Raw genomic sequence first — 24,638 nt, 5'->3', positions numbered from 1 at the left:
GTGAGGGACGCTCCGCAGTCTCTACCCAGAGGTTCCATGAGGCGCACTCATGATGGAGAGTTGGTGTCGTCGTCGTCCTCCAGCAGGTCCAGGTCCGGCGGCACGAGCGTGGTCGACTCCACCAGGCCCTTCAGGAGGTTGTGCAGCAGGCTGTTGTCGGAGGGGCGGCCCTCCGAACGGTCGTGCATCAGCGGGTACTTGAAGCCGGTGCCGTCCAGCCGGCGGCGAACCGCCTCGACCCGGTACTCGATCCGGCGCTCGGTCCACCTGCCGTCCGGGTGCAGATAGGCGAGTTGCTCGGCGGCCCGGCCGTAGCTCAAGGGGCGCGGGTCCTGCTCGTACAGCAGATACCGCTGGCCGAGCACGACCAGCAGCAGCCGCTCGTCGTCGTCCAGGGCCCAGGTCTCCGGGCGCAGGGTCTCGGCGCGGCGGCGGGAGACCGGGCCCCGGTCGTCGTGGCCCGCCACATACAGCTCGACCAGGTGTTCCCGGTGGCCCGAGCCCTTCACGAACAGCGGGGTGTAGCCGGTGGCGAGCGGGATCGGCTCGGTGCTGGTGTGCATCATCCGGCCCCGGGGGAGTCGTACGAGTTGCTGTCCCGTGTTGCGCAGCCACCACTGTCCCTGCCGGAACGTCAGCTCCCCGTGCCGGCGGCTCACCCTCAGGTCGTCCACGCCGACGCCCAGATCCACGTCGGGCTTCTCCCCACGCCCGAAGCACACCGTCAGACCCGGCCGGGGCGGGGCGCTGAGATCGCCGGTGACCGTGCGGGCGTGCAGGGTGCCGGGCTGGGCGGGCGCGACACCGCGCGCGAGGCTGGCGGAGCGGGACATCGCGGATCTCCTGGTGTTCTGGTGGTGTTCCGGTGTTCGTCGCGGGTGCTGCTCTCCAGGGTGGGCTTGACGCTTCGGGACCCCTCCCCAAGTCTGCCCCGTATAAAGGCCGTGCCCGAACTGCCGGACGTCAACGGCACCGGCACGCACGGAAATTGACGTTCACGCCAGGGGGAGCAGCAGGATGGACCAGCCGACGTACACCATGCCCGTCCCACCGGAACCACCCGGACCGCCACCCCGGCCCCGGCGGTACGACCCACTGGCGGTGGCCCTCGGCAACGCCTCCCTGCTCGGCGTCGGCTACCTGCTGATCGGGCGGCGCAAGCTCGCCGTCACGGCGGTGCTGGGCACGGTCGTCCTCGTCTCCGCGCTCGTCTCCACCGCCTCCTGGGGGTACGAGATCGCCGCGCTGGTGTGGTGGGTGGCGGTCATCGCCCACGGGTGGTTCCTGGCGAGCCGTGGCACGCCCCGGGTCGCCGCGCGCGGACAGCGCCTGGTCGCGGTCTGCGTCACGCTGCCGGTGCTGCTGGCGGTGGGACTGCTGCGGTACGACGCCACCCGCATCGGGCGGAGCGTCACCGAGGCCCGCGACAAGGGCGACTGCGCCGGGGTGTTCGCCGCGCAGGAGAAGGTGTGGGCCGGGCATCGCATGGCCGACGCCCCGCTCAGTGCCCGGGGCGACGAGGTGGTCGAGGAATGCCGCCGACTGGGGACGGCGGAGGTCCTGCTGGACAGCGGTCTGCGCAGCAACACCGAGGCTCTGGAGCAGGGCTTCGGCATCCTCTCCTCCGTGCTCCGCGAGCCCGGCCACGAGCAGACCGTCCGCACGGTCCTGGACGGATTCCTCGACGGCCTGCCCACGAACAGCCCCTGCGGCACCGTCAAGATCACCGACTGGCTCCGCGACCGTGAGCCGACCCGCGACCAGCTCGACCGGTCCGCCGACACCGCGAACCGGGTCGCGCCCGGCGCGCTCGTCGCTTGCGGCGACAACCTCATGAAGGGCAGCGACTGGGAGACGGCCAAGGCGCGCTACCGGCAGCTGCTCGACGAGTATCCCGAGGACAACCTCGGGAACCGGGCCCGCGCGGGCATCACCAAGGCCACGCACGCCATCGAGCTGGACAACGTCCGCACCCTGCTGCAGGGAACGCAGGACGAACAGCCCGAGTACTGCTCCCAGCCGGCCAAGTACAGCGCCGCCAAGCCGATGGGCAAGGGCACCAACCGCGCGCTGTTCTACGGCAACACCGAGTACACCAACCAGCTCCCCGGCAACTGGAAGGCCGGTGACGCCGCCGACGCGGTGGCGATCGTCTGCGTGGGCGAGGCGGACTTCGGGACCTCCGTCGAGACGTGTCCGTACCAGAGCCGGGACTCGGGTGCCGTCAGCTATGTGACCTTCCACAAGATCGCGATCCCGGTGCGGGTCTACGAACTGCGCACCGGCAAGCTGGTCAGCAAGCGCACGATCCAGATCGGCGGATCGAGCTGCCCCGCGATCATCACGTACTACACGTACGGCACCGACGACACCCCGCCGACGAACCGGTACGTCACCGAGTCCAAGTCCGATGTGCGGGGCGCGTTCAGGCCGCTGACCAACAGGTGACCGGTCAGCTCGGCAAGGCCTGCGCGATATTCCGTACCGCCGTGGCCGACAGCGACGTGGCGGAAATCCCGAAGTCGGTCAGCCGGGCCACGCCGTCCTCGGTGACCAGGATGTTCTCCGGCGTCACATCGCCGTGCACCACGCCCTCGCGGTGCGACTTCGCCGGCGCGTCGGCGATCTGGCCGCCGATCGAGCCGGCCTCCTCGGGGGTGCGGCGACCACGCTCGGCGAGGACCTGGGCGAGGCTGCGGGAGGGGACGTACTCCATGACGATCCAGCAGGTCTCCTCTTCGACGGCGATGTCGAAGACGGGCACGATGCCGGGATGGTGCACCCGCCCCGCGTTGCGCGCCTCCCGGGTCAGCCGCTCGGTGGCCCGGTCGTCATCAGGGCGGGCGCACTTGACCGCGACCCGCCGGTGCAGCAACTCGTCCCAGGCCAGCCAGACGACGCCCATGCCGCCCTTGCCGATGGGTTCCCGCAAGAGATACCGGCCGGCGACCCGGTCCCCGGCCTCAGGCGTCACACGCACGCCCCGCTCCTCACCCCACGTCCAGCAATGGTGACGGAGTGTACTCAGCCGCCTTGTCACGCACGTGACTTCGGGCGGACTGGCACAGGATCGCCCCAGGGCACGCGGATTACCTCCCCGTAACTCCAATTGGCGGGCGGCCAAGGGCACTTGGAGGCGACGCTTGACCGGCCGCGCCGCCCCCGCCCGAGCCCCGTGATAGCTTGCGCCAGCCAGTCGCATCCCAGTACGAGGGCGTACGGGGATCAGGGAATCCGGTGCGAATCCGGAGCTGACGCGCAGCGGTGAGGGCGACGGGCACGGCAATCGGCCACTGGACCGGCGAGGTCCGGGAAGGCGTCGTGTCCGGGTGACCCCGAGTCCGAAGACCTGCTGGCACACGGTACGGTCGGGCCCCGCGTACGGGCCCTCGACGTAGAGGAACAGCTGTGCCCGTCACGCGCACCACGTCCCTGTCCGCCGCGCTGCTGTGCGGAGCGCTCCTGCTCACCGCCTGCGGAAGCGGAACCTCCGGCGGGGCTGACGACAAGGCGTCGGCCACCGGGCGGTCGATCGAGAACTGCGGGCGGACCGTGCAGGTCACCGGCGCCGGACCGCGACGGGCCGTCTCCCTCAACCAGGGCACCACGGAGATCATGCTCTCCCTCGGCCTCGCCGACCGCATGGTCGGCACCGCGACCTGGACCGACCCCGTGATGAAGGGCCTGGAGAAGGCGAACGCCGAGGTGGACCGGCTGGCGGACAACGCCCCGTCCTTCGAGGCGGTCCTGGACCGGGAGCCCGACTTCGTGGCCGCCTCGTTCGCCTCCACGCTCGGCACGGGCGGTGTGGCCACACGCGATCAGTTCGAGAAGCTGGGCGTGCCCACGTACCTCTCCCCGGCGGACTGCGAGGGCAAGGACAACAGCGGCGACGGCGACGGCGTCCGGACCGAGCCGCTGACCATGGACACCGTCTACGGCGAGGTCCGCGATCTGGCCGGCCTCTTCGGGGTGGCCGACCGCGGCGACAGGCTGGTCGCCGACCTCAAGGCGCGGGTTGCCACCGCCACGAAGGACCTCCACGCCTCGAACGTCACCCTCCTGTACTGGTTCGCCAACTCCGAGTCCCCCTACATGGCGGGCTGTTGCGGAGCTCCCGGCGTCATCACGAACGCCGTCGGCGCGAAGAACGTCTTCGACGACACGACGGACGAATGGCCCCAGATCAACTGGGAGACCGTCGCCGACCGCGACCCTGACGTGCTCGTCATCGGCGACCTCACCCGCAAGTCGCAGACCGCGGAGAGCGCCGCGAAGAAGATCGAGTTCCTGGAGACCAACCCGGTCACCCGGAACATGGACGCCGTCCGGCACAAGCGGTACGTCCTGCTCAGCGGGCAGGCGATGAACCCGACCATCCGCACGGTCGAGGGCATCGAGGCGGTCGCGCGCGGCCTGCGCGACTTCGGCCTCGCGAAGTGACCGGGGCTCTGCTGCGCTACGCGGCAGGCCTGGTGGTGCTGGTGGCCTCCGTCGCCGTTGCCCTCACCATCGGCCCGGCCGACATCGGCGTCGCCGACGTGTGGTCGGTCGTCGCCTCCCACCTCGGCGGCGACCCCTCCGGCCTCACCCCGATCCGCGACGGCATCGTCTGGAACCTCCGCCTGCCCCGCACCCTGCTCGCCGCCGTGTGCGGCGCCGGACTGGCCCTGTGCGGCGCGGTGATGCAGTCCCTGCTGCGCAACCCGCTCGCCGACCCCTTCGTCCTCGGCGTCTCCTCCGGCGCGTCGACCGGCGCCGTCCTCGTGGTCGTGCTCGGCGCGGGTGGCGGGGCGCTGTCGCTGTCCGGCGGCGCCTTCGTGGGGGCCCTGTGCTCCTTCGCGCTGATGCTGCTGCTCGCCCACACCCTCGGCGGCACCACCGACCGGGTCGTGCTGTCCGGCGTCGCCGCGATGCAGCTCTTCTCGGCGCTCACCTCCTTCGTCGTGGTCACCTCGGCGGACGCCGACACCACCCGCGCCGTGCTGTTCTGGCTGCTCGGCTCGCTCAGCGGCGCGGGCTGGACGGACGTATGGCTGTGTCTGGCCGTCCTGCTGCTGGTCCTCGCCGTCTGCCTCGGCCACGGCAGGACGCTGGACGCCTTCGCCTTCGGGCAGGACGCGGCGGCCACGCTCGGCGTCCATGTCGCCCGTACCCGCCTGGTGCTGCTCAGCGCCACCGCGCTGCTCACCGCTGCCCTGGTCAGCAGCGCGGGCGCGATCGGTTTCGTGGGCCTGGTGCTGCCGCACGCGGCCCGCGCCCTGGTCGGCCCCGGCCACGGCCGCCTGCTGCCGGCCACCGCACTGGGCGGCGCGGTCTTCCTCGTCTGGATCGACACCCTCGCCCGCACCCTGCTCGAACCACTGGAGATCCCGGTGGGCGTGATGACCTCCCTGATCGGCGTCCCCGCCTTCGTCGCGGTCCTGTACCGCACCCACCGGGCCGGGAGGAGCGTCCGATGATTCGCGTACGGAGCCGGGAGGAGCGTTCGATGACTTACGTACGGGCAGCCGGGAGGAGCGTTCGATGACTTACGTACGGGCGGCCGGGAGGAGCGTTCGATGACTTACGTACGGGCGGCCGGGAGGAGCGTTCGATGACCCTCGCCGCCGACCGCGTCTGCCGTACCGCCGACGGGCGGCTCATCCTGGACGGCGTCAGCATCACACCGGCGCCCGGCGCCATGACCGGCCTGCTGGGTCCCAACGGCTCCGGCAAGTCCACCCTGCTGCGCCTGCTGTCCGGCGTCCTCGCCCCCGCCTCCGGCGTGGTCACCCTCGACGGCCGGCCGCTGTCCGACCTGCGCCGCCGGGACATCGCCCGCCGTGTCGCCGTGGTCGAGCAACAGGCGGACACCCAGGTGGAGTTGACGGTCGCGGACGTCGTACGACTCGGCCGCGTCCCGCACCGGCGTGCCTGGACCCCGCCGACGCCGGCGGACGAGGACGCCGTACGCGGCGCCCTGGCCCGCACCGGCCTGACCGACCGCGCCGACCAGCCCTGGCACACGCTCTCCGGCGGCGAGCGCCAACGCGTCCAGATCGCCCGCGCGCTGGCCCAGGAACCCCGCGAACTCCTCCTCGACGAACCCACCAACCACCTCGACCTCCAGCACCAACTCGACGTCCTCGACCTGCTCGCCGCCCTCCCCGTCACCTCCGTCGTGGCGCTGCACGACCTGAACCTCGCCGCGATGTACTGCGACCGCCTGGTCGTCCTGACCCGGGGCCGGGTGGTGGCCGCGGGCACACCGGCCGAGGTGCTCACCGCGGACCTGATCGCCGAGGTCTACGGCGTCCGCGTCACGATCACGGCCCCGGGGGACGAGGGGCGCCCGTACATCCGGGTGCTGGGCACCGTCGCCTCCGCCGGGCTGGAAGCCCACTGAACGGGCTTGCGGCAGGTGTTGCGGGACGGGTCCCGTCAACGGCCACTACGGTTCGCGTCGGCCCGGTCCCAACCCCCGACCCACAGGGAGGAACCCCTCCATGCCCAGCACTCGGACCTGTGTGCTGGCGGGCATCGTCGCGGCTGCCGCGACCGCCACGCTCACGCTGCCCGCCCAGGCCGGCACTCCGGCCCCGCCCGACCGGTCGACCGCCCGGTGCGCCTACCCGGCCAAAATCCTCGACCTGACCGGCTGGAAGCTGACGCTGCCCACCGGCGAGGACGAGGACCCCACCGAGATCACCCAGCCCGAGCTGGCGACCTTCTCCGCCAAGCCCTGGTTCCGGGCCGCCGCCGACTGCGACGCCGTCCGGTTCCGGGCCGCCGTCAACGGCGTGACGACGGGAGGTTCGAGCTACCCGCGCGCCGAGCTGCGGGAGATGACCGACGACGGCGAGGACGAGGCCGCCTGGTCCACCACCGACGGCACCCACACGCTCGTGGTCACCGAGGCGTTCACGGCCCTGCCCAAGGACAAGCCGCACCTGGTCGGCGCGCAGGTGCACGGCGGGGACGACGACGTCACGGTCTTCCGCCTCGAAGGCAGCAGCCTCTACATCACCGAGGGCGACGACCGCCACCACCACCTCGTCACCGACGACTACGAACTCGGCACCGAGTTCGAGGCCAGGTTCGTGGCGGAGGACGGGGAGATCGACGTCTACTACAACGGGCGGCTGCAGACCACGATCGCCCACGAAGGCGACACCAACTACTTCAAGGCAGGCGCCTACACCCAGGCCAACTGCGACAACTCCGCCCCCTGCGCCGCCAACAACTACGGCGAGGTCCGCATCTCATCGATCAAGGCCACCCACTCCTGAGGACGAGCGCGGCTCGGGCAGACGGCCGTTACGCCTGCCGCACGGGCGGTCGCCGCCCGCGCTACGGCCGGGGGCTGCGGGGCTGTTCAGACCGCCGGTTCGATGTTCTGGTTGCAGCGGAAGACGTTGTTCGGGTCGTAGTGCGCCTTCAGAGCGGACTGCCTGGCCAGAACGGCGTCCTCGTACAGCTCGGACCGGAAGTCGTCGGCGGCCCGCATGCCGTACACGAAGTTCAGTGCCCGGCCGATCGTCCACGGCGCGACAGCCTTGTCGATCCGGTCGTGCGCGGCCCGCACCTCTGACAGCCCCACACTGTCGGGCGCGGACAACACCCGCAAGATGTACTGCGCGTCGCGGAAGGAGACAGCGTTCGCCACCGCGGGCGGACGCGACAGTGCACCGCCGAGATGGCGCAGGTCGACGACGCACGGTACCTGCGCCTCAGCTCCGGCCAGTTCCCGGACCGCTTCCAGAATCTGCGCGTTGAGCTCGCTCAGCAGCACGCTGTTGCCGTCGTAGTAGTGGGCGAAGTTCGGCTCACGGTAGATCGAGCCCGCTTCGCTGTAGGGCAGCTCGCCGAGGTGCTCCAGGAGGGTCGGGGCGACATCCAGCCACGGTCGTACGAGCTCCGGGCCCCGCTTCAGGTCGGTGGTGGCGAAGCGGACGTGCACCACGTGCCTGCCACGGAGCGGCTCCGGGAACACCGGGATCGGCGGGTAGCCGATCATGCCCACGGAGGAGGTCATCGCCTCGGGTACCTGTGACGTCCACTCCTGGAAGAAGTCGAAGACTTTTTCGGCGTGTTCGGAGCCGAAGAAGATGCCTCCGCCGTAGATGCGCTCGACGGGATGGAGGGCGATCTCCAGGCTGGTCACCACGCCGAAATTGTCCCGGCCACCACGCAGAGCCCAGAACAGGTCGGAGTCACTGTCATTCGTCACATGGCGCAGTTCACCGTCGGCGGTCACCACGTCGATGGCCCGCACATGGTCGGCGGCGTACCCGATCTCACGCGCCAGCAGCCCGAGACCGCCGGCCAACGTGTAGCCGGCCACGCCCACATGCCCCGCGGAACCACTGGGCGGGACCAGCCCGTGCGGCTCGGCCGCCGCGACCACCTGCTCCCAGCGGGCTCCGGCCTGGATCCTCGCTGACCGGCTCTCGGGGTCCACCGTCACGTCGTGCATCCGCTTGGTGGAGATCAGTACGCCGCCCTCGTCCACCACCGTGACTCCGTGGCCGGTGGACTGGACGGCGACCGCCATGCCGCGGGCCACGGCGAAGCGGACGGCCGCCTGCACGTCCTCGGCTGTTTCCGCACCAACAATCAACGCGGGCTGATGACGATATCCGGCCTGGAAGCCGCTGAGCTCTGCCTCAAAGCCTTCCTGGTCCGGGAGAAGGACGGGGCCCCTCACCCGTTCCGCCAGCTCGAAGATCTGGTCCCGCATGTCGTCAGTCGCCATCAGCAGAGTCCTCACGGCTGTTGCCAAGCCAGTCCACCAACACGCACAACTGGCCTTCCCCTACGTACTTCATCCTCGGTACCACAGGGTCAGAGGTCCAAGATCTGGTCCTTATCGCCGGCAGAAGCGGCAGTTATGGGCCGGTCGCGGCCGGCCAGCGGGTAATGCGCGGCCGACCCCGGTCCAAGAGCAGGGGGTTCTTGGCTCCGGAAGCGCTGCCTATGCCGGTTGCTCGGTCGGGCTCGAGGCGTTGGGCGTGGGCAGGACGGCCCTGGCGTGTTCGACGAACGCACGAGCCGCAGGACTGACCGGGCCGTCCGCCCGCCACGCGAGCGCCATGCGACCGCGGAACCAAGGAGACGTGACGGTGATGGCATGGAGTTCTTCGGAGCGAAGGGCGGCGAGCGATTCGGGGATGATGGCCGGGCCGAGTCCGCGGACCGCGAGTTCCGCGAGCACGTTGGGGTCGCTGGCCTCGAAGGCGACGCGTGGCTCGAAGCCGGCGTCGGCGCAGGCCTGATCGAGGCACGCGCGCATACCGGTGCCTCTGGGAAGGCTGATCAGCGACTGGTCCCGCAACTTGTCGACGGCGATGGCGGCGTGGTCGGCCAGCGGGTTGCTGGCGTTCACGGCGACCACGAGTGATTCGTCGGCGATCACGTGGAGATCGACCCCTGGAGGGGTGGTGGTCGTCAAGGCGACGACCGCCGCGTCGAGTGCGCCGTTGCGGAGGGCGTCCAGCAGCCGGTCGGTGTTCTCTTCGGCCAGGGTGATCTCCACGGCTGGATGGTCCTGGTGGAAGTCCGCGAGTAACTCGGGCAGGTCGAGCGACGAGCAGGAGCGCACCATCCCCACGGAGACACGGCCCCGCATCAGCCCAGTGAAGTCGTCAACCGCCAGCCGCATTCCGGCGACACCGTCGAGTGCCCGGCGAGCATAGGACAGGACGGCGGCGCCCACCTCGGTGAGTCGCACGGTTCGTCCCGAACGGTCGAGCAACTGCTGCCCCAGCTCCTGTTCCAGGCGCCGGACCTGCGCGCTCACCCCGGGCTGGGCCACATACAACCGCGCGGCGGCCTTGGTGAAACTCGCCTCTTCGGCCACGGCGACGAAGTATTCAAGTTGGCGTAATTCCATAACCGTTGATGCTAGCAAGGTGTCTCTCCATAAGGGTTACTTCTCGCTGGGTGCTCTGCGAGGACCCGGGCGGCGGACGGCGGGCGGTTGACGGTTTGCCGGGTCGGTGTGAGCTCACGGCCCGGCGGGCGTCTGAGGGGCCTCGCCACCCACGAGCCGACTCCCGTGTAGGCCCGGTCGGCGAGGACCGGACGCACTGGCGTTCTCAGATCGCCGAAGGACTCTCGGGGCGCGACAGATGCCGTTCCCTGTCCTGCGACAGCAAGCCCGCCAGGGCTTTGTAGGAACGGTCCCAGCCCCATTCCCGGCACACCCAGGCACGCCCCTTCTCGCCCAGCGTGCGGGCCGCTTCGGCGTCAAGGAGCAGTTCGGTCAGGCGATCGGCCACGTCCTTGGCGCTGGTGCCGTCGACCACATGCCCCGTCTCACCGTCCCGGACTGTGTCCGGAGCACCTCCGGAGTCCCCGACGACCACACGGCCGGGACAGGACACCGCCTTCCCGCATTGCGTGGAACTTCTTCACCGCGATGTACTGCAAAGCAGGTGGCTATCCCTGGAGTCCGCACGGCCTTGCCTCTGGCACGTGTTATGTAGGAATCGGCTTCTACCGTCCGCTCTGTACCGCGCATGCCACGATCCAGGCCAGCCTGGTGCAAGCGTTTGACGAGCGCGGGGAAGGGTTGGTTCTACGCGGCCACGAATTCGAGTGGGACCCGAACAAGACCGGAAGCCGCTCACCTCATCTGACGGCTGAGGGCGCCTATAGGCTCATGGCCCTGGTCCTCGACCGTACGAGTCGGTGATGAAGCAGACCTCGGCCCGGGTCGTGGTCCACAAGACTTCTCGCTACTGGCCGGACGAGCGTGACGGATTCCGCTCGGCGATCGAGGCCCGGGTGCGGCGGTACGACCTGATGGCCCTTGAGGCACAGAGCCGTGTGCGACTCATCACGACCTCCAAGTACCCGCCACTGCGCGGAACCCGGTTCAGCTTCGGCGAGTTGGATTACCTCTACACCACGGGCTACATATCCGCGCTGAGAGAGTTCCATGGTATGCATGTTCCAGCCCCGCTTCAGGTGGCTGATCACATCGGTCAGGACTCGTCCCGTGACGTGCTGTTGAAGGAAGTGCTGGCCCTCACCAAGCTCAACTGGAACTCGGCTGCCTTGGGCGGACTCTTGCCCATTACGATCAAGTTCTCGGTCCTGGTCGGAGAAATCATGTGAGAAGTTCCGCCCGACCGGAACCCGCTGCCTCAATTCAAGTTCTACATCTATTTTCCGGATGCCGTCTCAGCCTGCCCCCTCTGATTGGTCGGAGGGTTCTATAATGAATTCCCTGGCGGTCTGCCCATCTGAGGACACCCTTTGTTCAGTCGGCCCATGCGCTGGCTAGCATGCGGATTCCGTCGAACAGCTCATCGTAAGTCATGATTTTCAGGTCACGCAGGGATGACCGGTAGAGTTCGAAAGACCTGCGCTGATCTTCGCTCGTAATCTCCCTCTCCAGGTCTCCGATGATAACCACACTTAGGGGGTGAGCTGCTCGGAGGCCCGGTGTGTGAAATGCTAGGTTGGGGAGGTTCGTGAGCAAGCTATTTCGGTATTCCAGTACCTGAACTGTCGATCCAGCTAGCTCTCTAGAGGGAGCGTAAATATTTCCCCTGTACTTAGTAGTGCTTCGTTAGGTTCTGGCTCTGCTTCGGGGTGTGGTGAGGGGGCGGCCGCAGGTGGTGCAGGTGCCGGTCCAGCACCTCAGCAGGTCCTGAAGGGCACCAAGGACCTGGTAGAGGGTCAGGCCGGCGCTTGGGCTTTTGGGTCGAGCCGCCTGAGGGTGAGGAAGGCCTGGGCGGCGGTGACGAGGGTGACGTGGTGGTGCCAGCCGCGCCAGGTGCGGCCTTCGAAGTGGTCCAGGCCCAGGCCGTGTTTGAGTTCGCGGTAGTCGTGCTCGATCCGCCAGCGCATCTTGGCCCACCGCACCAGGTCGGCGATCGGAGTGGTGGCGGGCAGGTTGGTCATCCAGTAGCCGGTCGGCTCGTCGGCTTCTTCGGGCCGTTCGACCAGCAGGGTCCGCAGCGGCAGCACACCGTCCCACCGGCTGCGTCCCCCGGCCTGTTCCTGGGCGGTGCGGCAGGCCTCCTTGCCCGAGGGCCGCACCGGAAGCACCGCGAAGTGCGAGGTCATCGCCCCCTTGCTGCCCTGCCTCCAGGTGACCTCCTCGAACACGGCGGTTTCATCAACGAGGCCGGGCAACGGGCAGGGCTTCTCGCGGTAGCGGGGCAGGGTCGGTGGTCCCAGCCCGCCATAAGCCGGCTGATACGGCTCGGCGTCGGCAGGCCGCGCGATCTCCTTCGGGTCGACGGCCATGACGTAGGTCCAGGCGCGTTCCTCCAGTGCGAGCCGGAAGGAGACGCTGCGGCCATAGCCGGCATCGGCCACGATCACCGGCACCGCCAATCCCTGCCCGGCCAGCCGGTCCAACAGGCCCAGAGCCAGGTGCGTCTTGGAGACATGCCCGACCTCCACGGGTATCCCAGCGCGCTGCCGCCGACCATCGTCGTGCGCCCACTCCTGGGGCAGGAACAGCTCCCACTCCAACGGGCACGATGCTGTGTCGGTGGCCGCGTGGACGCTGACCGCGACCTGGCAGTTCGCCCGCTTGCCCAGCGCTCCGCAGTACTGCCGGGCCACCCCGACCGACGCCGTGCCGCACTTGGGAAACGACACATCGTCGACCACCCACACCTCAGGGCGGATCGCCTCGCACAACCGCTGGGCGATCCGCCGCCGCACCGGCAGCGGGTCCCACGGCGACTGGTTCACGAACTGCTGCAGGGCCTGCATGTTGCCGTCCGGCAGCCGCTCGGCCATCGGCTGGATCGACTTCCGCCGGCCGTCCAGCATCAGACCCCGCAGATAACAATCGCCCCACCGCCGCTGATCCCGCCGCGGCAACGACCCCAAGACATCGGCAACGAACTCTGCTAACTCACCGCGGAGCCGTTCCACTTCCCCCAGCTTCACACCACGAAGATGCCCACCACCAGGCGAGATCACTCGACGTAACGAAGCACTATTAGTTGGTGCCAGCAGATCTGACTTGGGTGTCTTGATTTCGATAAGCGCAACGTTCCCTCCGTATTGTGCGAGGAAGTCCAGCTCGTTACCTCCGGAATTATGTATCGACTTACCGCCGACGTAGCACCTGCTGCTAAGTGTGTACGCCCTCCCGTCGAGGGCAAGGATAAGAACCTCGGGACGCTCGGCAAGAAATTCTTGCCAAAACTGTTCACTGCTGTTATCTCGATTGTCTTCCCAGATTTTCAGTGCATCGGTCAAGCGGCGTGATGTTGTCCCCGGTGACTCAACCCCTGAAAGAGCCGTCTCTACTCGCTCGAAGTGGGTCTCACGTATGGCTCGCAGTGTTTTCGCAGAGTATTTCTCAGGGTTCTTGTCGACGTAGGCGTGATGAGTGGGGCAAAGGATGATGATGTTATCTATCCCGACTCTTTCCTCGGGTGTCAGTCCGGGGTCATAGCGCAGACTTCCTGGTGCGAGAGACGAAATGAGAGCAAGTTCAAGAAGCGGTGTGCCGTTGTCGAGGACGAGTGGCTGGCACTCGGGGAAGGCGCACCTGCCTCCGGCCTTCGAGAAGGCGGCTTTGATGATTGAAGCGGGGATTCCCCGACGGTAGTTGGCCACCGGACGATCCTGCCGCACGAGAGGAGCGGTGTGTGACTGATCCAGCGGAACTGCGCTGGCTGGTAGCCTTTCTGACGCTATGTCAGGGATGCTTCGGCACGGCCGACGACGGTCGGCTGTTCTTCAGCGGGTCCGGCACGAGACCCGCGACCTCACCCTGCCACCTGCACTCACCAGCACCTCGCTCGCGAAGCGCCCGTACGATCTGCGGCACTCGGCACTGCCCACCTGGCGGTGCGCCGGCGCAGATCCGGCCGAGGTCTCCCAGCGGGCTGGCAACAGCGTCGAGGTCCTGCCGAGAGGTGCGCTGTTGACGGAACTGGTCCGACCGGCGTCGCCTGAGCGGTCGCACCCGGTCAGGAGATCGTCGAGCAAGATGAAGTCGGGGTTGGCTTCATGCAGGGCTTTGAGCAGGCTGAGGCGTGCTCGGTGAGCAATTCACAGCGGTGTAGGGAACGGCGAACGGGACATGCGGCGGCGTTCGCCTTGCCTTGTGTCTGCTGCTGGGTTTGGCCGAGCTGATGATGGAGGTCTTGGGCCGCTCCTTGTGCACAGCGCGACCTTTGTGGCTGTGACGCATTCTTCTGCTCAGAGAGGTGGTGGACATCATGAGGAGTTCGGCGTCGCAAACCTGAGGCGTCCCCAGAAGTAGACGTGGTGGAAGGACGGTGATCGCGGCTAGGTCCGGGAGAAGCCGTTCCACGGGAGGCACGACCGACGTCAGGGCGCTGGCCGAGGAACTCGGTGCCACGTTGATCCGGGCGGTCAGGCGGGACGCAGATGACGAGCTGGCCAGTGTAGGGACGGGGCACGGCCCCGTCACCATCAGCTGGTATGCCTTTGCCCTTGGGTACCTGGATATGCGCTGACCACAGATCGCGGCGAAGACCCGCAACGAGACGAACGCCGCGCTCTGCGCGATCACCCAGGTAATGCTGCGCGACGTGCGGGGCCGCCCGAATGACGAGTTGCTGTGACGTGCGCTGCGGGACTGGGCGTTCGTCCTGCCCCGGCCAGAGCCGCACGCAGCACCCTCGGACGTACGGCTTGCTCTGCGCTGGGTGGCGAGGACGTCACACCCGCTGACGGACCTTAATGGATCCGGCTGTGATGCGGGCCGTGATGCAAGCCTTGCGACTGAAACAGGACGGCACGGTCGCAGCCCCTGAAACCCAGCGGCACAAGAGCATGACCTTCGTGAACGCCGTGCGGTACGCCGTCGAGCAGGGCATGCTCGACAGCGACCCGATCGCCAATATCAACTGGCGGATCGCCAAGACCGTCAAGCAGGTCGACCCTCGGGTGGTCGCCAATCCCGCCCAAGTCCGCTCCCTGCTATGTGCTGTCTCCTATGTAGGCAGCTCCGGCGGGCCCGCGGACGGCGGCCGGTCGGGCTGTTCGCCGGCATGTACTACGCCGGGCTGCGGCCAGAGGAGGCGGTCGCGGTGACCCTGCCGGACTGTGTCCTGCCTGCGGAGGGCTGGGGCAGGGTGATTCTGCACGTTACTCGACCCCAGGCGGGCAAGAAGTGGACCGACACCGGACAACTCCATGATGAGCGTGGCCTGAAGGGGCGTCCGCCGGGGGAGACCCGCCCCGTGCCGCTTCCTCCCGGTCTGGTGGCGATATGGCGAGAGAGTATCCAAACCTTCGGTACGGCCAGCGACGGGCGACTGTTCTTCAATGAACGGGGTGGCATCCTCGCCTTCAGCACGTATGACACCGTCTGGCACGAAGCCCGGCAACTGGGCCTTCCATCAGACCTGGTGAACACCCCGCTCGCGGCTCGCCCGTACGACCTGCGCCACTCAGCCCTGTCCACCTGGCTCAATGCTGGTGTCGCCCCCGCAGAGGTCGCGGAACGCGCCGGCAACAGTGTGGAGGTCCTCATGACCAAGTACGCCAAGTGCCCGTACGGGCGGGCCGCGATCGCCAATCACCGCATCCAGGCACTGTTGGACGAGTAGGACTGAGCGTTGTTTACAGCAGGAACGGCGGCTGGTCGCTGTGCCGTAGCCCCGGACGGGGACCAGCTCCCGCAATCACCACGCAGTTGTGATCGTTCGAGAGAAATAGGGCCAGGCTACAGAGGGGTCGCATTGGCGGTCGGGTTCTGTCGCATGGCTGCTGGCAAGACGACGAACGGTCGCTGCTGCTGTGGCTCGCTACTCCGCGGGATTCTCGTTCTGCGGAGCGACGAGTTCGCGTTGCCAGTCCGCGAACCGCTCGCGCAAGGCCCCGGCCTCCGTGGCAGTGAGGCCGTAGGCGGCGAATTGTTTGTCCGTGTAGCGCTGGACGCGGGCGAGTGAGTCGGCGAACATCCGCGGATCGAAGCCGTCGTCGTTCTGCTTGGCGAGCTCCATCAGGCGTTCGCGGGTGTATCCGGCCTTGAGGAGTCCGTCGACGTCGATGGCGTCGCGGACCTCGGCCCGGCCGTCCAGGGCGGTGGTCTTCCCGGCGGCGACATCGTCGGGGTGTAGGACCGGGCCGAGCTCGGAGGGCACGGGCGGGTGGTTGAGGAACTCGGCGACGAGTTCCACCTTGTTATGGACGCCGCTGACGGGGTCGGTGACGTTCAGCCGGGTGTAGGTGTGCTCGGGGTTCTGGTGGGCCAGTTCCACAGTGAAGCCCGCGGCTTCGTAGGCGGCGATGACGCGTTCGGTGGCTGCGGGCATCTCGGTGGTGGCCCGGTTGATCGGAGCGAAGAGATCGACGTCGTCACTGACTCGGTTGACGATCTGGTGGGCTTGGACGGCGTAGCCGCCTGCCAAGGCGTAGCCGAAGTCGTCGGCGAGTGCGTCGAGCCCGATGCGGATCAGTCGGCGGTGCAGCTCGTCCACTACGCCGCGGCCGCCGCAGGTGCGAGCTCGGGGAAGCGGGCCTGCCAGGCCGCACGGGCCGGAGCGGGCAGGAACAGGTCCGTCCAGTGCCGACGCAGCAGATCGCCGTCCAAGTGCGCCCGCAGGTCGGCTGCGGTCTGGGCTTCCCGGATGACCCGTTCGTACATAAGGAGCAGGTCGGCCTCGTCGGCGAGGTCGTACTCGTAGTGCGGGCCCCAGTCGATGTGCCGGGGCAGGGTGACGGTGCCGGAAGTCGGCCCGACCATCTCGTCGAGCGACTCCGGGAGGGCGTAGATCCTCGCGGCTGCGTACCTGCTCATACGTCCAGCATGCCGTAACCAGCTGCGTCGTGGTGCCGACACCGGCATCCGCGTGAGCAGTGAGCGTGACGTTCGATGAAACGCCTGATCACAGCCGTGTCCAGCACTGACCCGGGAAAGTCAAACGGCCTGCTCGTCCGTACGTTTTCCGACCGTCCTTGTCGGCAAAAGCGCAGGTCACGGCAGATGTCCTCCGGCGGCGGCTCCGCCTTGCGGCTTTCCCGTCCCACGAATGTCCCACGCGAAGCCATTGTGCGGGATCGGACATTTGGGGTTTCGTCTGCCTGGTGCCACAAAGTCGCAGGTAGAAGGCTTGCTAGACCGAGTGGCCATGGCCAAGGTGGCCGTGTGCGTTTTGGCATGCACAAGAAAGGCCCTGAACTGCGTTTCTGCAGTTCAGGGCCTAGATTTCCGGTGCCCCCGGCAGGATTCGAACCTGCGCACACGGCTCCGGAGGCCGTTGCTCTATCCCCTGAGCTACGGGGGCGTGTCGGTCGCGGTGGTGTTGCCTGCGGCGACGGGTAGAACACTACCAGCTCCCTCGGGGTGTTCATGAACGAGTTTGCTGGGGGCCGCCTCGTGGTCAGGGAAGGTGTGGGGTCCCCCGCAGGGGGTGGAAGTGGGGAAAACCCGGACGCGGTGGCCGGTCCCGACCTACTCTCGAAGTTGTGCCAGGCGCGTCGGGCCGGGTTCTTGTTGTGGACGACAACAAGGTCATCCGGCAGTTGATCAGGGTCAACCTCGAGCTGGAGGGCTTCGAGGTCGTGACCGCGGCCGATGGTGCCGAGTGTCTGGATGTCGTCCATCAGGTGCGGCCCGACGTCGTCACGCTCGACGTCGTGATGCCGAGGCTGGACGGCCTGCGGACCGCCGCCCGGCTGCGCGCGGACCCCCGGACCCGGCATCTGCCCCTCGCCATCGTCAGCGCCTGTACGCAGTACGAGGTCGAAAGCGGCCTCGACGTCGGCGTCGACGCGTTCCTCGCCAAGCCTTTCGAGCCCGCCGAACTGGTGCGGCTGGTGGGTCAGTTGGTCGAGCGAGGGGCAGAGAGGCGGCCCGAGGACGGTGACGCCGGGCTGGGTGAGTTGTTCGGGGCCGCTGAGGCAGGGCGCGCCGGGCGCGCGGGTGGTTGAGCGGCGGACCGTTCGGCCGGCACCGGGTGCCCGCCCTGACGTGCCGCTGACGTGCGTCCATATCCCGGACCAGCGCCCAAACCGGCTCGCCTACCCACCCCCCTCCTCCCATACGCTTGTCCCGTGACCCCCGTCGAGCTCTCGCGCACCGTGCTGCACGCCGTGCGTCGTGCTGTCGATGCGGGGGAGCTGAGCGTGACTGTGCCTGCGCGAGCCGTGGTCACACCGCCCGGTCCGGGAGGTTGGGGCGACTACGCCACCAACATCGCCCTCCAGCTGGCCCGCCCCGCCGGTCGGCCACCCCTGCGGGTCGCCGAGGTGCTGCGGCCGTATCTCGCGGGGGCGGAGGGTGTCCTGGGGGTCGAGATCACCGGGCCCGGTTTTCTGAACATCGCCCTTGAGAGCGCCGCCTCCGCCGACGTCGTCCATCGCATCCTCCGGGACGGGCCCCGCTACGGGCACAGCGACGCCCTCGCCGGGCAGGTCGTGCATCTGCACGCCCCCCACGAGATGCGCGCCCTCGTCGTCCTCGACGCCGTCGCCCGCATCCTGCGCTCCCAGGGCGCCCGCGTCCGCACCAGCTGCGACGCCCGGCCCGACCCGGAGTGGGAGGCCGTCCTCGGCATCCACATCGATGCCTACGGCAACACAATCAACCCCGAGAGCAACGCCGACGACCTCAAGAGCAACGCCGACGACCTCAAGAGCAACGCCGACGACGCCGACAGCAGCGCCGACAACGCCAACAGCCACGCCGGCAACCTCGTCACCGTCACCCTCCGCCCCACCCCGCCCCCCACCACCCCCACCCCCCTCCCCCTCTCCCGCGACGCCGCCCGCTGGGCCCTCCTCCACCCGGCCCCCCACGACCGCCCGCGCATCACCCCCGACCACCTGGTCCAACGCGAGAGCAACCCCCTCTTCCGCGTCCGTTACGCCCACGCCCGCACCCGCGCCCTCACCCGCAACGCCGCCGACCTCGGCTTCACCTCCAACCCCGGCAGCATCGACGTAACGCCCAACGTCGGCGTAACGCCCAACAGCGAGGCCCACGCCCTCCTCGCCCCCCTCGCCGACCACCCCCGCATCCTCGCCACCGCCGCCACCCACCACGCCCCCGACCGACTCGCCCGGCACCTCGTCAGCGTCGCCGATGCCGTCCTCGCCCTGTTGCCCACCGTGCTGCCGCGCGGTGCGGAGAAACCCTCGGCCGCCCACCGGGCCCGGCTCGCGCTCGCCGAAGCCGCCGGGACGGTGCTGGCCGGCGGCCTGTCCCTGCTCGGCATCGACGCACCCGACCACCTCTGAGAGAGCCCAAAGAGACATGAGCCGTTCCGCACACCCCGCCGGGCCCCGTCACGCCGACGTCCTCCCCGAGGGGCACTACAGCGCACCGCCCGCCGACCTCAACGCCCTCGACGGCAAGGTGTGGTCGCAGACCGTCACCCGCGACGCGGACGGTGTCGTCACCGTCGGCGGTATCCCCGTGACGCGGCTCGCCGAGGAGTTCGGCACCCCCGCCTACTTCCTCGACGAGGCCGACTTCCGCGCCCGTGCCTGCGCCTGGCGTACCGCCTTCGGGCACGACGCCGACGTCTTCTACGCGGGGAAGGCGTTCCTGTCGCGGGCCGTCGTGCGGTGGCTGCACGAGGAGGGGCTGAACCTGGACGTGTGCTCCGGGGGCGAGCTGGCCACCGCGCTCTCCGCGGGGATGCCCGCCGACCGCATCGCCCTGCACGGCAACAACAAGTCCACGGACGAGATCCGGCGGGCCGTAGAGGCCGGTGTCGGGCGGATCGTCCTCGACTCCTTCCAGGAGATCGTCCGCGTCGCCCACATCGCGCGGGAACTCGGCAAGCGGCAGCGCGTGCAGATCCGTGTCACCGTCGGTGTGGAGGCGCACACCCACGAGTTCATCGCCACCGCCCACGAGGACCAGAAGTTCGGTATCCCGCTGGCCGGCGGGCAGGCCGCCGAGGCGGTGCGGCGGGCACTCCAGCTGGACGGGCTCGAGCTCATCGGGATTCACAGTCACATCGGGTCGCAGATCTTCGACATGTCCGGCTTCGAGGTTGCCGCCCATCGGGTCGTCGGGCTGCTCAAGGACATCCGTGACGAGCACGGGGTCGAGCTGCCCGAGATCGATCTCGGGGGCGGCCTCGGGATCGCGTACACCAGCGACGACGACCCGCGCGAGCCGCACGAGATCGCCAAGGCCCTGACCGAGATCGTCACGCGTGAGTGCGAGGCCGCCAGGCTGCGGACCCCGCGCATCTCCGTCGAGCCGGGGCGGGCCATCGTCGGTCCCACCGCCTTCACGCTCTACGAGGTCGGCACCATCAAGCCCCTCGACGGGCTGCGGACCTATGTCTCGGTCGACGGCGGGATGTCGGACAATATCCGCACCGCGCTGTACGACGCCGAGTACAGCGTCGCGCTCGTCTCCCGCACCTCCGAAGCCGAGCCGATGCTGGCCCGCGTCGTCGGCAAGCACTGCGAGAGCGGTGACATCGTGGTGAAGGACGCCTTCCTGCCCGCGGACCTCGCGCCGGGCGACCTCATCGCGGTGCCGGCCACCGGTGCGTACTGCCGCTCCATGGCCAGCAACTACAACCACGTCACCCGTCCGCCGGTCGTCGCCGTGCGGGACGGCGAGGCGCGTGTGATCGTCCGCCGGGAGACGGAGGAGGACCTCCTGCGTCTCGACGTCGGGTGACAGCACCCATGTCCTCGGGCGGAAGATCTCCGTCGTCCGCCCCCGGAAAAATGAAATAGATGTCTCACGATCCGGACGAAGGACAGAAACTCCCGTCCGGTGAGTGAGACTGGTCCCACCGTAGAAGGTAAGAGAAACGAGGTCGGATGATGCGTACGCGTCCGCTGAAGGTGGCGCTGCTGGGCTGTGGAGTGGTCGGCTCAGAGGTGGCGCGCATCATGACGACGCACGCCGACGACCTCGCCGCCCGCATCGGCGCCCCGGTGGAGCTCGCGGGCGTCGCCGTGCGCCGGCCCGACAAGGTGCGCGAGGGCATCGACCCGGCCCTCGTCACCACCGACGCCACCGCCCTCGTCAAACGCGGCGACATCGACGTCGTGGTGGAGGTCATCGGCGGGATCGAGCCCGCGCGGACCCTCATCACCACCGCCTTCGAGCACGGGGCGTCCGTGGTCTCCGCGAACAAGGCCCTCCTCGCCCAGGACGGCGCCGCCCTGCACGCCGCCGCCGAGGAGCACGGCAAGGACCTCTACTACGAGGCCGCCGTCGCCGGCGCCATCCCGCTGATCCGCCCGCTGCGCGAGTCCCTGGCCGGCGACAAGGTCAACCGCGTGCTGGGGATCGTCAACGGCACCACCAACTTCATCCTCGACAAGATGGACTCGACGGGCGCCGGCTACCAGGAGGCCCTCGACGAGGCCACCGCCCTGGGATACGCCGAGGCCGACCCCACCGCCGACGTCGAGGGGTTCGACGCCGCCGCCAAGGCCGCGATCCTCGCCGGCATCGCCTTCCACACGCGCGTGCGGCTCGACGACGTCTACCGCGAGGGCATGACCGAGGTGACGGCGGCCGACTTCGCCTCCGCCAAGGAGATGGGCTGCACCATCAAACTGCTCGCCATTTGTGAGCGTTCAAAGGACGGAGCCTCCGTCACCGCGCGCGTGCACCCGGCGATGATTCCGCTGACCCATCCGCTCGCCTCGGTGCGCGGCGCGTACAACGCGGTCTTCGTAGAGTCGGATGCCTCCGGTCAGCTGATGTTCTACGGGCCCGGCGCCGGTGGCGCGCCCACCGCCTCCGCCGTCCTCGGCGACCTCGTCGCCGTCTGCCGCAACCGCCTCAGCAACGCGACCGGCCCCGGCGAGTCCGCGTACGCCGCGCTGCCCGTCTCGCCCATGGGCGAGGTGGTCACGCGCTACCACATCAGTCTGGACGTCGCCGACAAACCGGGTGTTCTCGCCCAGGTGGCCACCGTGTTCGCCGAGCACGGGGTGTCCATCGATACGGTTCGGCAGCAGGGGAAGGACGGCGAGGCCTCCCTCGTCGTCGTCACCCACCGCGCGTCCGACGCCTCCCTCACCGGGACCGTCGAGGCGCTGCGCAAGCTCGACACCGTGCGGGGTGTCGCCAGCATCATGCGGGTTGAAGGAGAGTAACCAGCAATGACCCACCAGTGGCGCGGAATCATCGAGGAGTACCGGGACCGGCTGCCCGTCTCCGACACCACGCCGGTCGTGACGCTCCGCGAGGGCGGTACGCCCCTCGTGCCCGCGCAGGTGCTCTCCGAGCGCACGGGCTGCGAGGTCCACCTCAAGGTGGAGGGCGCCAACCCGACCGGGTCCTTCAAGGACCGCGGTATGACCATGGCCATCTCCAAGGCCAAGGAGGAGGGCGCGAAGGCCGTCATCTGCGCCTCCACCGGCAACACCTCCGCCTCGGCCGCCGCCTACGCCGTGCGCGCGGGCATGGTCTCGGCCGTGCTCGTCCCGCAGGGCAAGATCGCCCTCGGCAAGATGGGCCAGGCGCTCGTCCATGGCGCGAAGATCCTTCAGGTCGACGGCAACTTCGACGACTGCCTCACGCTCGCCCGCGCGCTCAGCGACAACTACCCCGTCGCGCTGGTCAATTCGGTCAACCCGGTGCGTATCGAGGGCCAGAAGACCGCCGCGTTCGAGATCGTCGACATGCTCGGCGACGCCCCCGACATCCACGTCCTGCCGGTGGGCAACGCGGGCAACATCACGGCGTACTGGAAGGGGTACAAGGAGTACGCCGCCGACGGCGTCGCCGCCAGGACGCCCCGTATGTGGGGCTTCCAGGCCTCCGGCTCCGCGCCCATCGTGCGCGGCGAGGTCGTCAAGGACCCCTCGACCATCGCCACCGCGATCCGGATCGGCAACCCCGCCTCCTGGCAGCACGCCCTCGCCGCCCGCGACGAGTCCGGCGGTTTCATCGACGAGGTGACGGACCGTGAAATCCTGCGCGCCTACCGCCTGTTGGCCGCGCAGGAGGGCGTCTTCGTCGAGCCCGCCTCCGCCGCCTCCGTGGCCGGTCTGCTGAAGGCCGCCGAACTCGGCAAGGTGGACCCGGGCCAGCGCATCGTGTGCACGGTCACCGGAAACGGCCTCAAGGACCCCGACTGGGCCGTCGCCGGCGCACCGCAGCCGGTCACCGTTCCGGTGGACGCCGCCACCGCCGCAGAGCGCCTCGGTCTGGTCTGACGTACCGCTTGACCCGGGGCTTCCCCTGGAAGGGGGGCACAGGGGGCTTACGACACGCATCGTGCGCCTCCTGTGCGCCCTATGTCGCCACAGAACCTTCCTTCGATAGGCTGTACTGAACCCGCCCCCCGCATATGCCTCGCATAGGCAGGGCGCCGCGCCGTCGTCGTGATCCCCGGAGTGATCCGTGGGCGGCCAGCAGGGTTCGTCGTACGTCATCGAATGTCTTCGACAGTCACGCAGCTCAAGGAGAGTCATCGAGCGATGGCCGGTCCAGCCTTCCGCGCCGCCGCCGTACGGGTGCGCGTCCCCGCCACCAGCGCCAACCTCGGCCCGGGCTTCGACGCCTTCGGCCTCGCGCTGGGGCTCTACGACGACGTGGTCGTCCGGGTGGCCGACTCCGGGCTGCACATCGACATCGCGGGTGAGGGCAGCGAGACGCTGCCACGTGACGAAAACCACCTTCTCGTACGCTCTCTCCGCACCGCCTTCGATTCCCTGGGCGGGCAGCCGCGCGGCCTGGAAATCGTCTGCGCGAACCGCATTCCGCATGGCCGTGGCCTGGGCTCCTCCTCCGCTGCCATCTGCGCCGGAATCGTCGCCGCCCGGGCCGTGACCATAGGCGGCGAGGCCCGGCTGGACGACAGGGGCCTGCTGGAGCTGGCGACCGAGATCGAGGGACACCCGGACAACGTCGCGGCCTGTCTGCTCGGCGGTTTCACGCTCTCCTGGATGGAGGCGGGCGCCGCGCGGGCGATCAGGATGGATCCCGCCGATTCCATCGTTCCGGTGGTTTTCGTGCCCGGAAAGCCGGTCCTGACGGAGACCGCGCGCGGCCTGCTCCCGCGCACCGTGCCGCACGTCGACGCCGCCACCAACGCGGGCCGTGCCGCGCTGCTCGTCGAGGCCCTGACCAGGCGCCCCGAGCTGCTGCTGCCGGCCACCGAGGACCGGCTGCACCAGGAGTACCGCGCGCCCGCCATGCCCGAGAGCGCGGCCCTGGTGGAGCGGCTGCGGGCCGACGGCATCCCCGCGGTCATCTCGGGCGCCGGACCCACCGTGCTCGCGCTGGCCGACGAGGGCACGGCCGACAAGGTGGAACAGCTGGCCGGCCCCGGCTGGGCGGCGAACCGGCTGGCCCTGGACGTGCCGGGAGCGAGCGTGCTGCCGCTCGCGACCAGCGGCGCCGAAGCGGCGAGCGCCGATTAAAAGCACGCGATTGCCGGATTTCGAGAGGGGGAATGTTTGTTGGATCCGGTAGTGTTAACCTCAAGTCTGCACCCGACCCCACCATGGCGAGGTGCCTCGTGTCCCAGTCCGGGACAGACATTCTTCCGGGAGCCCCCCAAGCCGCACTGTGTTTCGTACCTCGTACGCGGGCAGTACGTCGTACGTCGACACTGAGCGGTCCGACGGGCAGGCTCCGGAACCGGTGCGACCACGCCACGTGACACTGGGTGCCACGGCTCAAGGAAGCGCCAATCACCAGATATTTCCTCCGCCGCTTTGGCGGACCACCGCCCCGGCACGGTTCAGTCAGCAAGGAC

The 24,638-nt window shown here is 68.9% G+C and carries 21 protein-coding genes, 1 tRNA gene, 4 pseudogenes and 1 riboswitch; of the genes and pseudogenes, 15 read left to right on the top strand and 11 right to left on the bottom strand.

The window, feature by feature from the left end; genetic code table 11:
- Positions 1 to 47 precede the first annotated feature (47 nt).
- Entirely contained in the window at positions 48 to 833 is a 786-nt protein-coding gene (locus tag I2W78_RS11875) for an FHA domain-containing protein (protein WP_196459340.1), read from the bottom strand.
- 184 nt (positions 834 to 1,017) lie between these two features.
- On the opposite strand from I2W78_RS11875, the gene I2W78_RS11870 reads away from it, so the two are divergent.
- Positions 1,018 to 2,448, top strand: a complete 1,431-nt coding sequence (locus I2W78_RS11870; RefSeq protein WP_196459338.1) for a hypothetical protein — start codon at positions 1,018 to 1,020, stop codon at positions 2,446 to 2,448.
- 4 nt (positions 2,449 to 2,452) lie between these two features.
- Here the strand turns inward: I2W78_RS11870 and I2W78_RS41110 are convergent, their stop codons facing one another.
- The gene (locus tag I2W78_RS41110; protein ID WP_196459336.1) at positions 2,453 to 2,980 is read right to left on the bottom strand and encodes a serine/threonine-protein kinase; all 528 of its coding nucleotides are present in this window, start codon (positions 2,978 to 2,980) and stop codon (positions 2,453 to 2,455) included.
- A 196-nt stretch (positions 2,981 to 3,176) separates the two neighbouring features.
- Positions 3,177 to 3,371, top strand: a riboswitch (cobalamin riboswitch).
- A gap of 37 nt (positions 3,372 to 3,408) precedes the next feature.
- Between I2W78_RS41110 and I2W78_RS11860 the strand changes: the two genes are divergently transcribed.
- The 4 genes from I2W78_RS11860 (at position 3,409) to I2W78_RS11845 (ending at position 7,271) form a co-directional block, all read left to right on the top strand.
- On the top strand, positions 3,409 to 4,443 hold the full coding sequence (locus I2W78_RS11860; RefSeq protein ID WP_196459334.1) for an ABC transporter substrate-binding protein: 1,035 nt from the start codon (positions 3,409 to 3,411) through the stop codon (positions 4,441 to 4,443).
- On the top strand, positions 4,440 to 5,462 hold the full coding sequence (locus tag I2W78_RS11855; protein WP_196459332.1) for a FecCD family ABC transporter permease: 1,023 nt from the start codon (positions 4,440 to 4,442) through the stop codon (positions 5,460 to 5,462). Before I2W78_RS11860 ends, I2W78_RS11855 begins: the two co-directional genes overlap by 4 nt.
- Positions 5,463 to 5,596: 134 nt before the next feature.
- Positions 5,597 to 6,388, top strand: a complete 792-nt coding sequence (locus tag I2W78_RS11850) for an ABC transporter ATP-binding protein (RefSeq protein ID WP_196459330.1) — start codon at positions 5,597 to 5,599, stop codon at positions 6,386 to 6,388.
- 100 nt (positions 6,389 to 6,488) lie between these two features.
- Positions 6,489 to 7,271, top strand: coding sequence for a polysaccharide lyase family 7 protein (locus I2W78_RS11845; protein ID WP_196459328.1), 783 nt, complete (start codon positions 6,489 to 6,491; stop codon positions 7,269 to 7,271).
- An 86-nt stretch (positions 7,272 to 7,357) separates the two neighbouring features.
- Here I2W78_RS11845 and I2W78_RS11840 read toward each other — a convergent pair whose 3' ends face one another.
- From I2W78_RS11840 to I2W78_RS11830, 3 genes are all read right to left on the bottom strand, one after another.
- Positions 7,358 to 8,737, bottom strand: coding sequence for an FAD-binding oxidoreductase (locus tag I2W78_RS11840; protein ID WP_196464517.1), 1,380 nt, complete (start codon positions 8,735 to 8,737; stop codon positions 7,358 to 7,360).
- A 219-nt stretch (positions 8,738 to 8,956) separates the two neighbouring features.
- Entirely contained in the window at positions 8,957 to 9,841 is an 885-nt protein-coding gene (locus I2W78_RS11835; RefSeq protein WP_445330148.1) for a LysR family transcriptional regulator, read from the bottom strand.
- Positions 9,842 to 10,079: 238 nt separating this feature from the next.
- Complete coding sequence (locus tag I2W78_RS11830) at positions 10,080 to 10,367, bottom strand: glycosyltransferase (protein WP_196459326.1); 288 nt, start codon at positions 10,365 to 10,367, stop codon at positions 10,080 to 10,082.
- A 310-nt stretch (positions 10,368 to 10,677) separates the two neighbouring features.
- On the opposite strand from I2W78_RS11830, the gene I2W78_RS11825 reads away from it, so the two are divergent.
- The gene (locus I2W78_RS11825) at positions 10,678 to 11,103 is read left to right on the top strand and encodes a hypothetical protein (protein WP_196459324.1); all 426 of its coding nucleotides are present in this window, start codon (positions 10,678 to 10,680) and stop codon (positions 11,101 to 11,103) included.
- 145 nt (positions 11,104 to 11,248) lie between these two features.
- On the opposite strand, the gene I2W78_RS41655 is transcribed toward I2W78_RS11825, so the two are convergent.
- From I2W78_RS41655 to I2W78_RS41650, 3 genes and pseudogenes are all read right to left on the bottom strand, one after another.
- Positions 11,249 to 11,533, bottom strand: a complete 285-nt coding sequence (locus I2W78_RS41655; RefSeq protein ID WP_196464515.1) for a Shedu anti-phage system protein SduA domain-containing protein — start codon at positions 11,531 to 11,533, stop codon at positions 11,249 to 11,251.
- Positions 11,534 to 11,670: 137 nt separating this feature from the next.
- The gene (locus tag I2W78_RS11815) at positions 11,671 to 12,900 is read right to left on the bottom strand and encodes an IS701 family transposase (protein WP_196461643.1); all 1,230 of its coding nucleotides are present in this window, start codon (positions 12,898 to 12,900) and stop codon (positions 11,671 to 11,673) included.
- 60 nt (positions 12,901 to 12,960) lie between these two features.
- Positions 12,961 to 13,578 (bottom strand): annotated as a pseudogene (locus I2W78_RS41650) (Shedu anti-phage system protein SduA domain-containing protein); the annotation flags it as partial.
- 92 nt (positions 13,579 to 13,670) lie between these two features.
- On the opposite strand from I2W78_RS41650, the pseudogene I2W78_RS40380 reads away from it, so the two are divergent.
- The 3 genes and pseudogenes from I2W78_RS40380 to I2W78_RS40370 form a co-directional block, all read left to right on the top strand.
- Positions 13,671 to 13,873 (top strand): annotated as a pseudogene (locus I2W78_RS40380) (tyrosine-type recombinase/integrase); the annotation flags it as partial.
- Between the two features lie 836 nt (positions 13,874 to 14,709).
- Positions 14,710 to 15,027 (top strand): hypothetical protein, encoded by a 318-nt coding sequence (locus I2W78_RS40375; protein ID WP_230885414.1) that lies wholly within the window; start codon positions 14,710 to 14,712, stop codon positions 15,025 to 15,027.
- Positions 15,024 to 15,545 carry a hypothetical protein gene (locus I2W78_RS40370; RefSeq protein ID WP_230885413.1) on the top strand — a complete coding sequence of 174 codons (522 nt, stop codon included), beginning with the start codon at positions 15,024 to 15,026 and terminating at the stop codon, positions 15,543 to 15,545. The genes I2W78_RS40375 and I2W78_RS40370 overlap by 4 nt, the downstream gene beginning before the upstream one ends.
- Before the next feature lie 387 nt (positions 15,546 to 15,932).
- On the opposite strand, the pseudogene I2W78_RS11805 reads toward I2W78_RS40370, so the two are convergent.
- The 3 genes and pseudogenes from I2W78_RS11805 to I2W78_RS11795 all read right to left on the bottom strand — a co-directional run.
- Positions 15,933 to 16,418 (bottom strand): annotated as a pseudogene (locus I2W78_RS11805) (nucleotidyl transferase AbiEii/AbiGii toxin family protein); the annotation flags it as partial.
- On the bottom strand, positions 16,418 to 16,738 hold the full coding sequence (locus I2W78_RS11800) for a hypothetical protein (protein ID WP_196459318.1): 321 nt from the start codon (positions 16,736 to 16,738) through the stop codon (positions 16,418 to 16,420). The pseudogene I2W78_RS11805 and the gene I2W78_RS11800, both read right to left, overlap by 1 nt.
- Before the next feature lie 415 nt (positions 16,739 to 17,153).
- A tRNA-Arg gene (locus I2W78_RS11795) sits at positions 17,154 to 17,225 on the bottom strand.
- A gap of 132 nt (positions 17,226 to 17,357) precedes the next feature.
- Between I2W78_RS11795 and I2W78_RS11790 the strand changes: the two are divergent.
- The 6 genes and pseudogenes from I2W78_RS11790 (at position 17,358) to thrB (ending at position 24,300) form a co-directional block, all read left to right on the top strand.
- A pseudogene (locus tag I2W78_RS11790) lies at positions 17,358 to 17,871 on the top strand (response regulator).
- Positions 17,872 to 17,994: 123 nt separating this feature from the next.
- Entirely contained in the window at positions 17,995 to 19,179 is a 1,185-nt protein-coding gene (gene nrtL, locus I2W78_RS11785) for an ArgS-related anticodon-binding protein NrtL (RefSeq protein ID WP_196459317.1), read from the top strand.
- Between the two features lie 16 nt (positions 19,180 to 19,195).
- Positions 19,196 to 20,587: a diaminopimelate decarboxylase gene (gene lysA / locus I2W78_RS11780; RefSeq protein ID WP_196459315.1), complete on the top strand. Its 1,392-nt coding sequence runs from the start codon at positions 19,196 to 19,198 to the stop codon at positions 20,585 to 20,587.
- A 146-nt stretch (positions 20,588 to 20,733) separates the two neighbouring features.
- Positions 20,734 to 22,026: a homoserine dehydrogenase gene (locus I2W78_RS11775; protein WP_196459314.1), complete on the top strand. Its 1,293-nt coding sequence runs from the start codon at positions 20,734 to 20,736 to the stop codon at positions 22,024 to 22,026.
- 6 nt (positions 22,027 to 22,032) lie between these two features.
- Complete coding sequence (thrC, locus tag I2W78_RS11770) at positions 22,033 to 23,091, top strand: threonine synthase (RefSeq protein ID WP_196459313.1); 1,059 nt, start codon at positions 22,033 to 22,035, stop codon at positions 23,089 to 23,091.
- A gap of 264 nt (positions 23,092 to 23,355) precedes the next feature.
- Positions 23,356 to 24,300, top strand: a complete 945-nt coding sequence (gene thrB, locus I2W78_RS11765; RefSeq protein ID WP_196459312.1) for a homoserine kinase — start codon at positions 23,356 to 23,358, stop codon at positions 24,298 to 24,300.
- The last annotated feature ends 338 nt before the right edge of the window (positions 24,301 to 24,638 follow it).

Origin of the sequence: Streptomyces spinoverrucosus (assembly GCF_015712165.1) — a bacterium.
Lineage (GTDB): Bacteria > Actinomycetota > Actinomycetes > Streptomycetales > Streptomycetaceae > Streptomyces > Streptomyces spinoverrucosus_A.
Note: the sequence above shows the minus strand (reverse complement) of the source record. Positions and strands in the feature narration are given on the sequence as shown.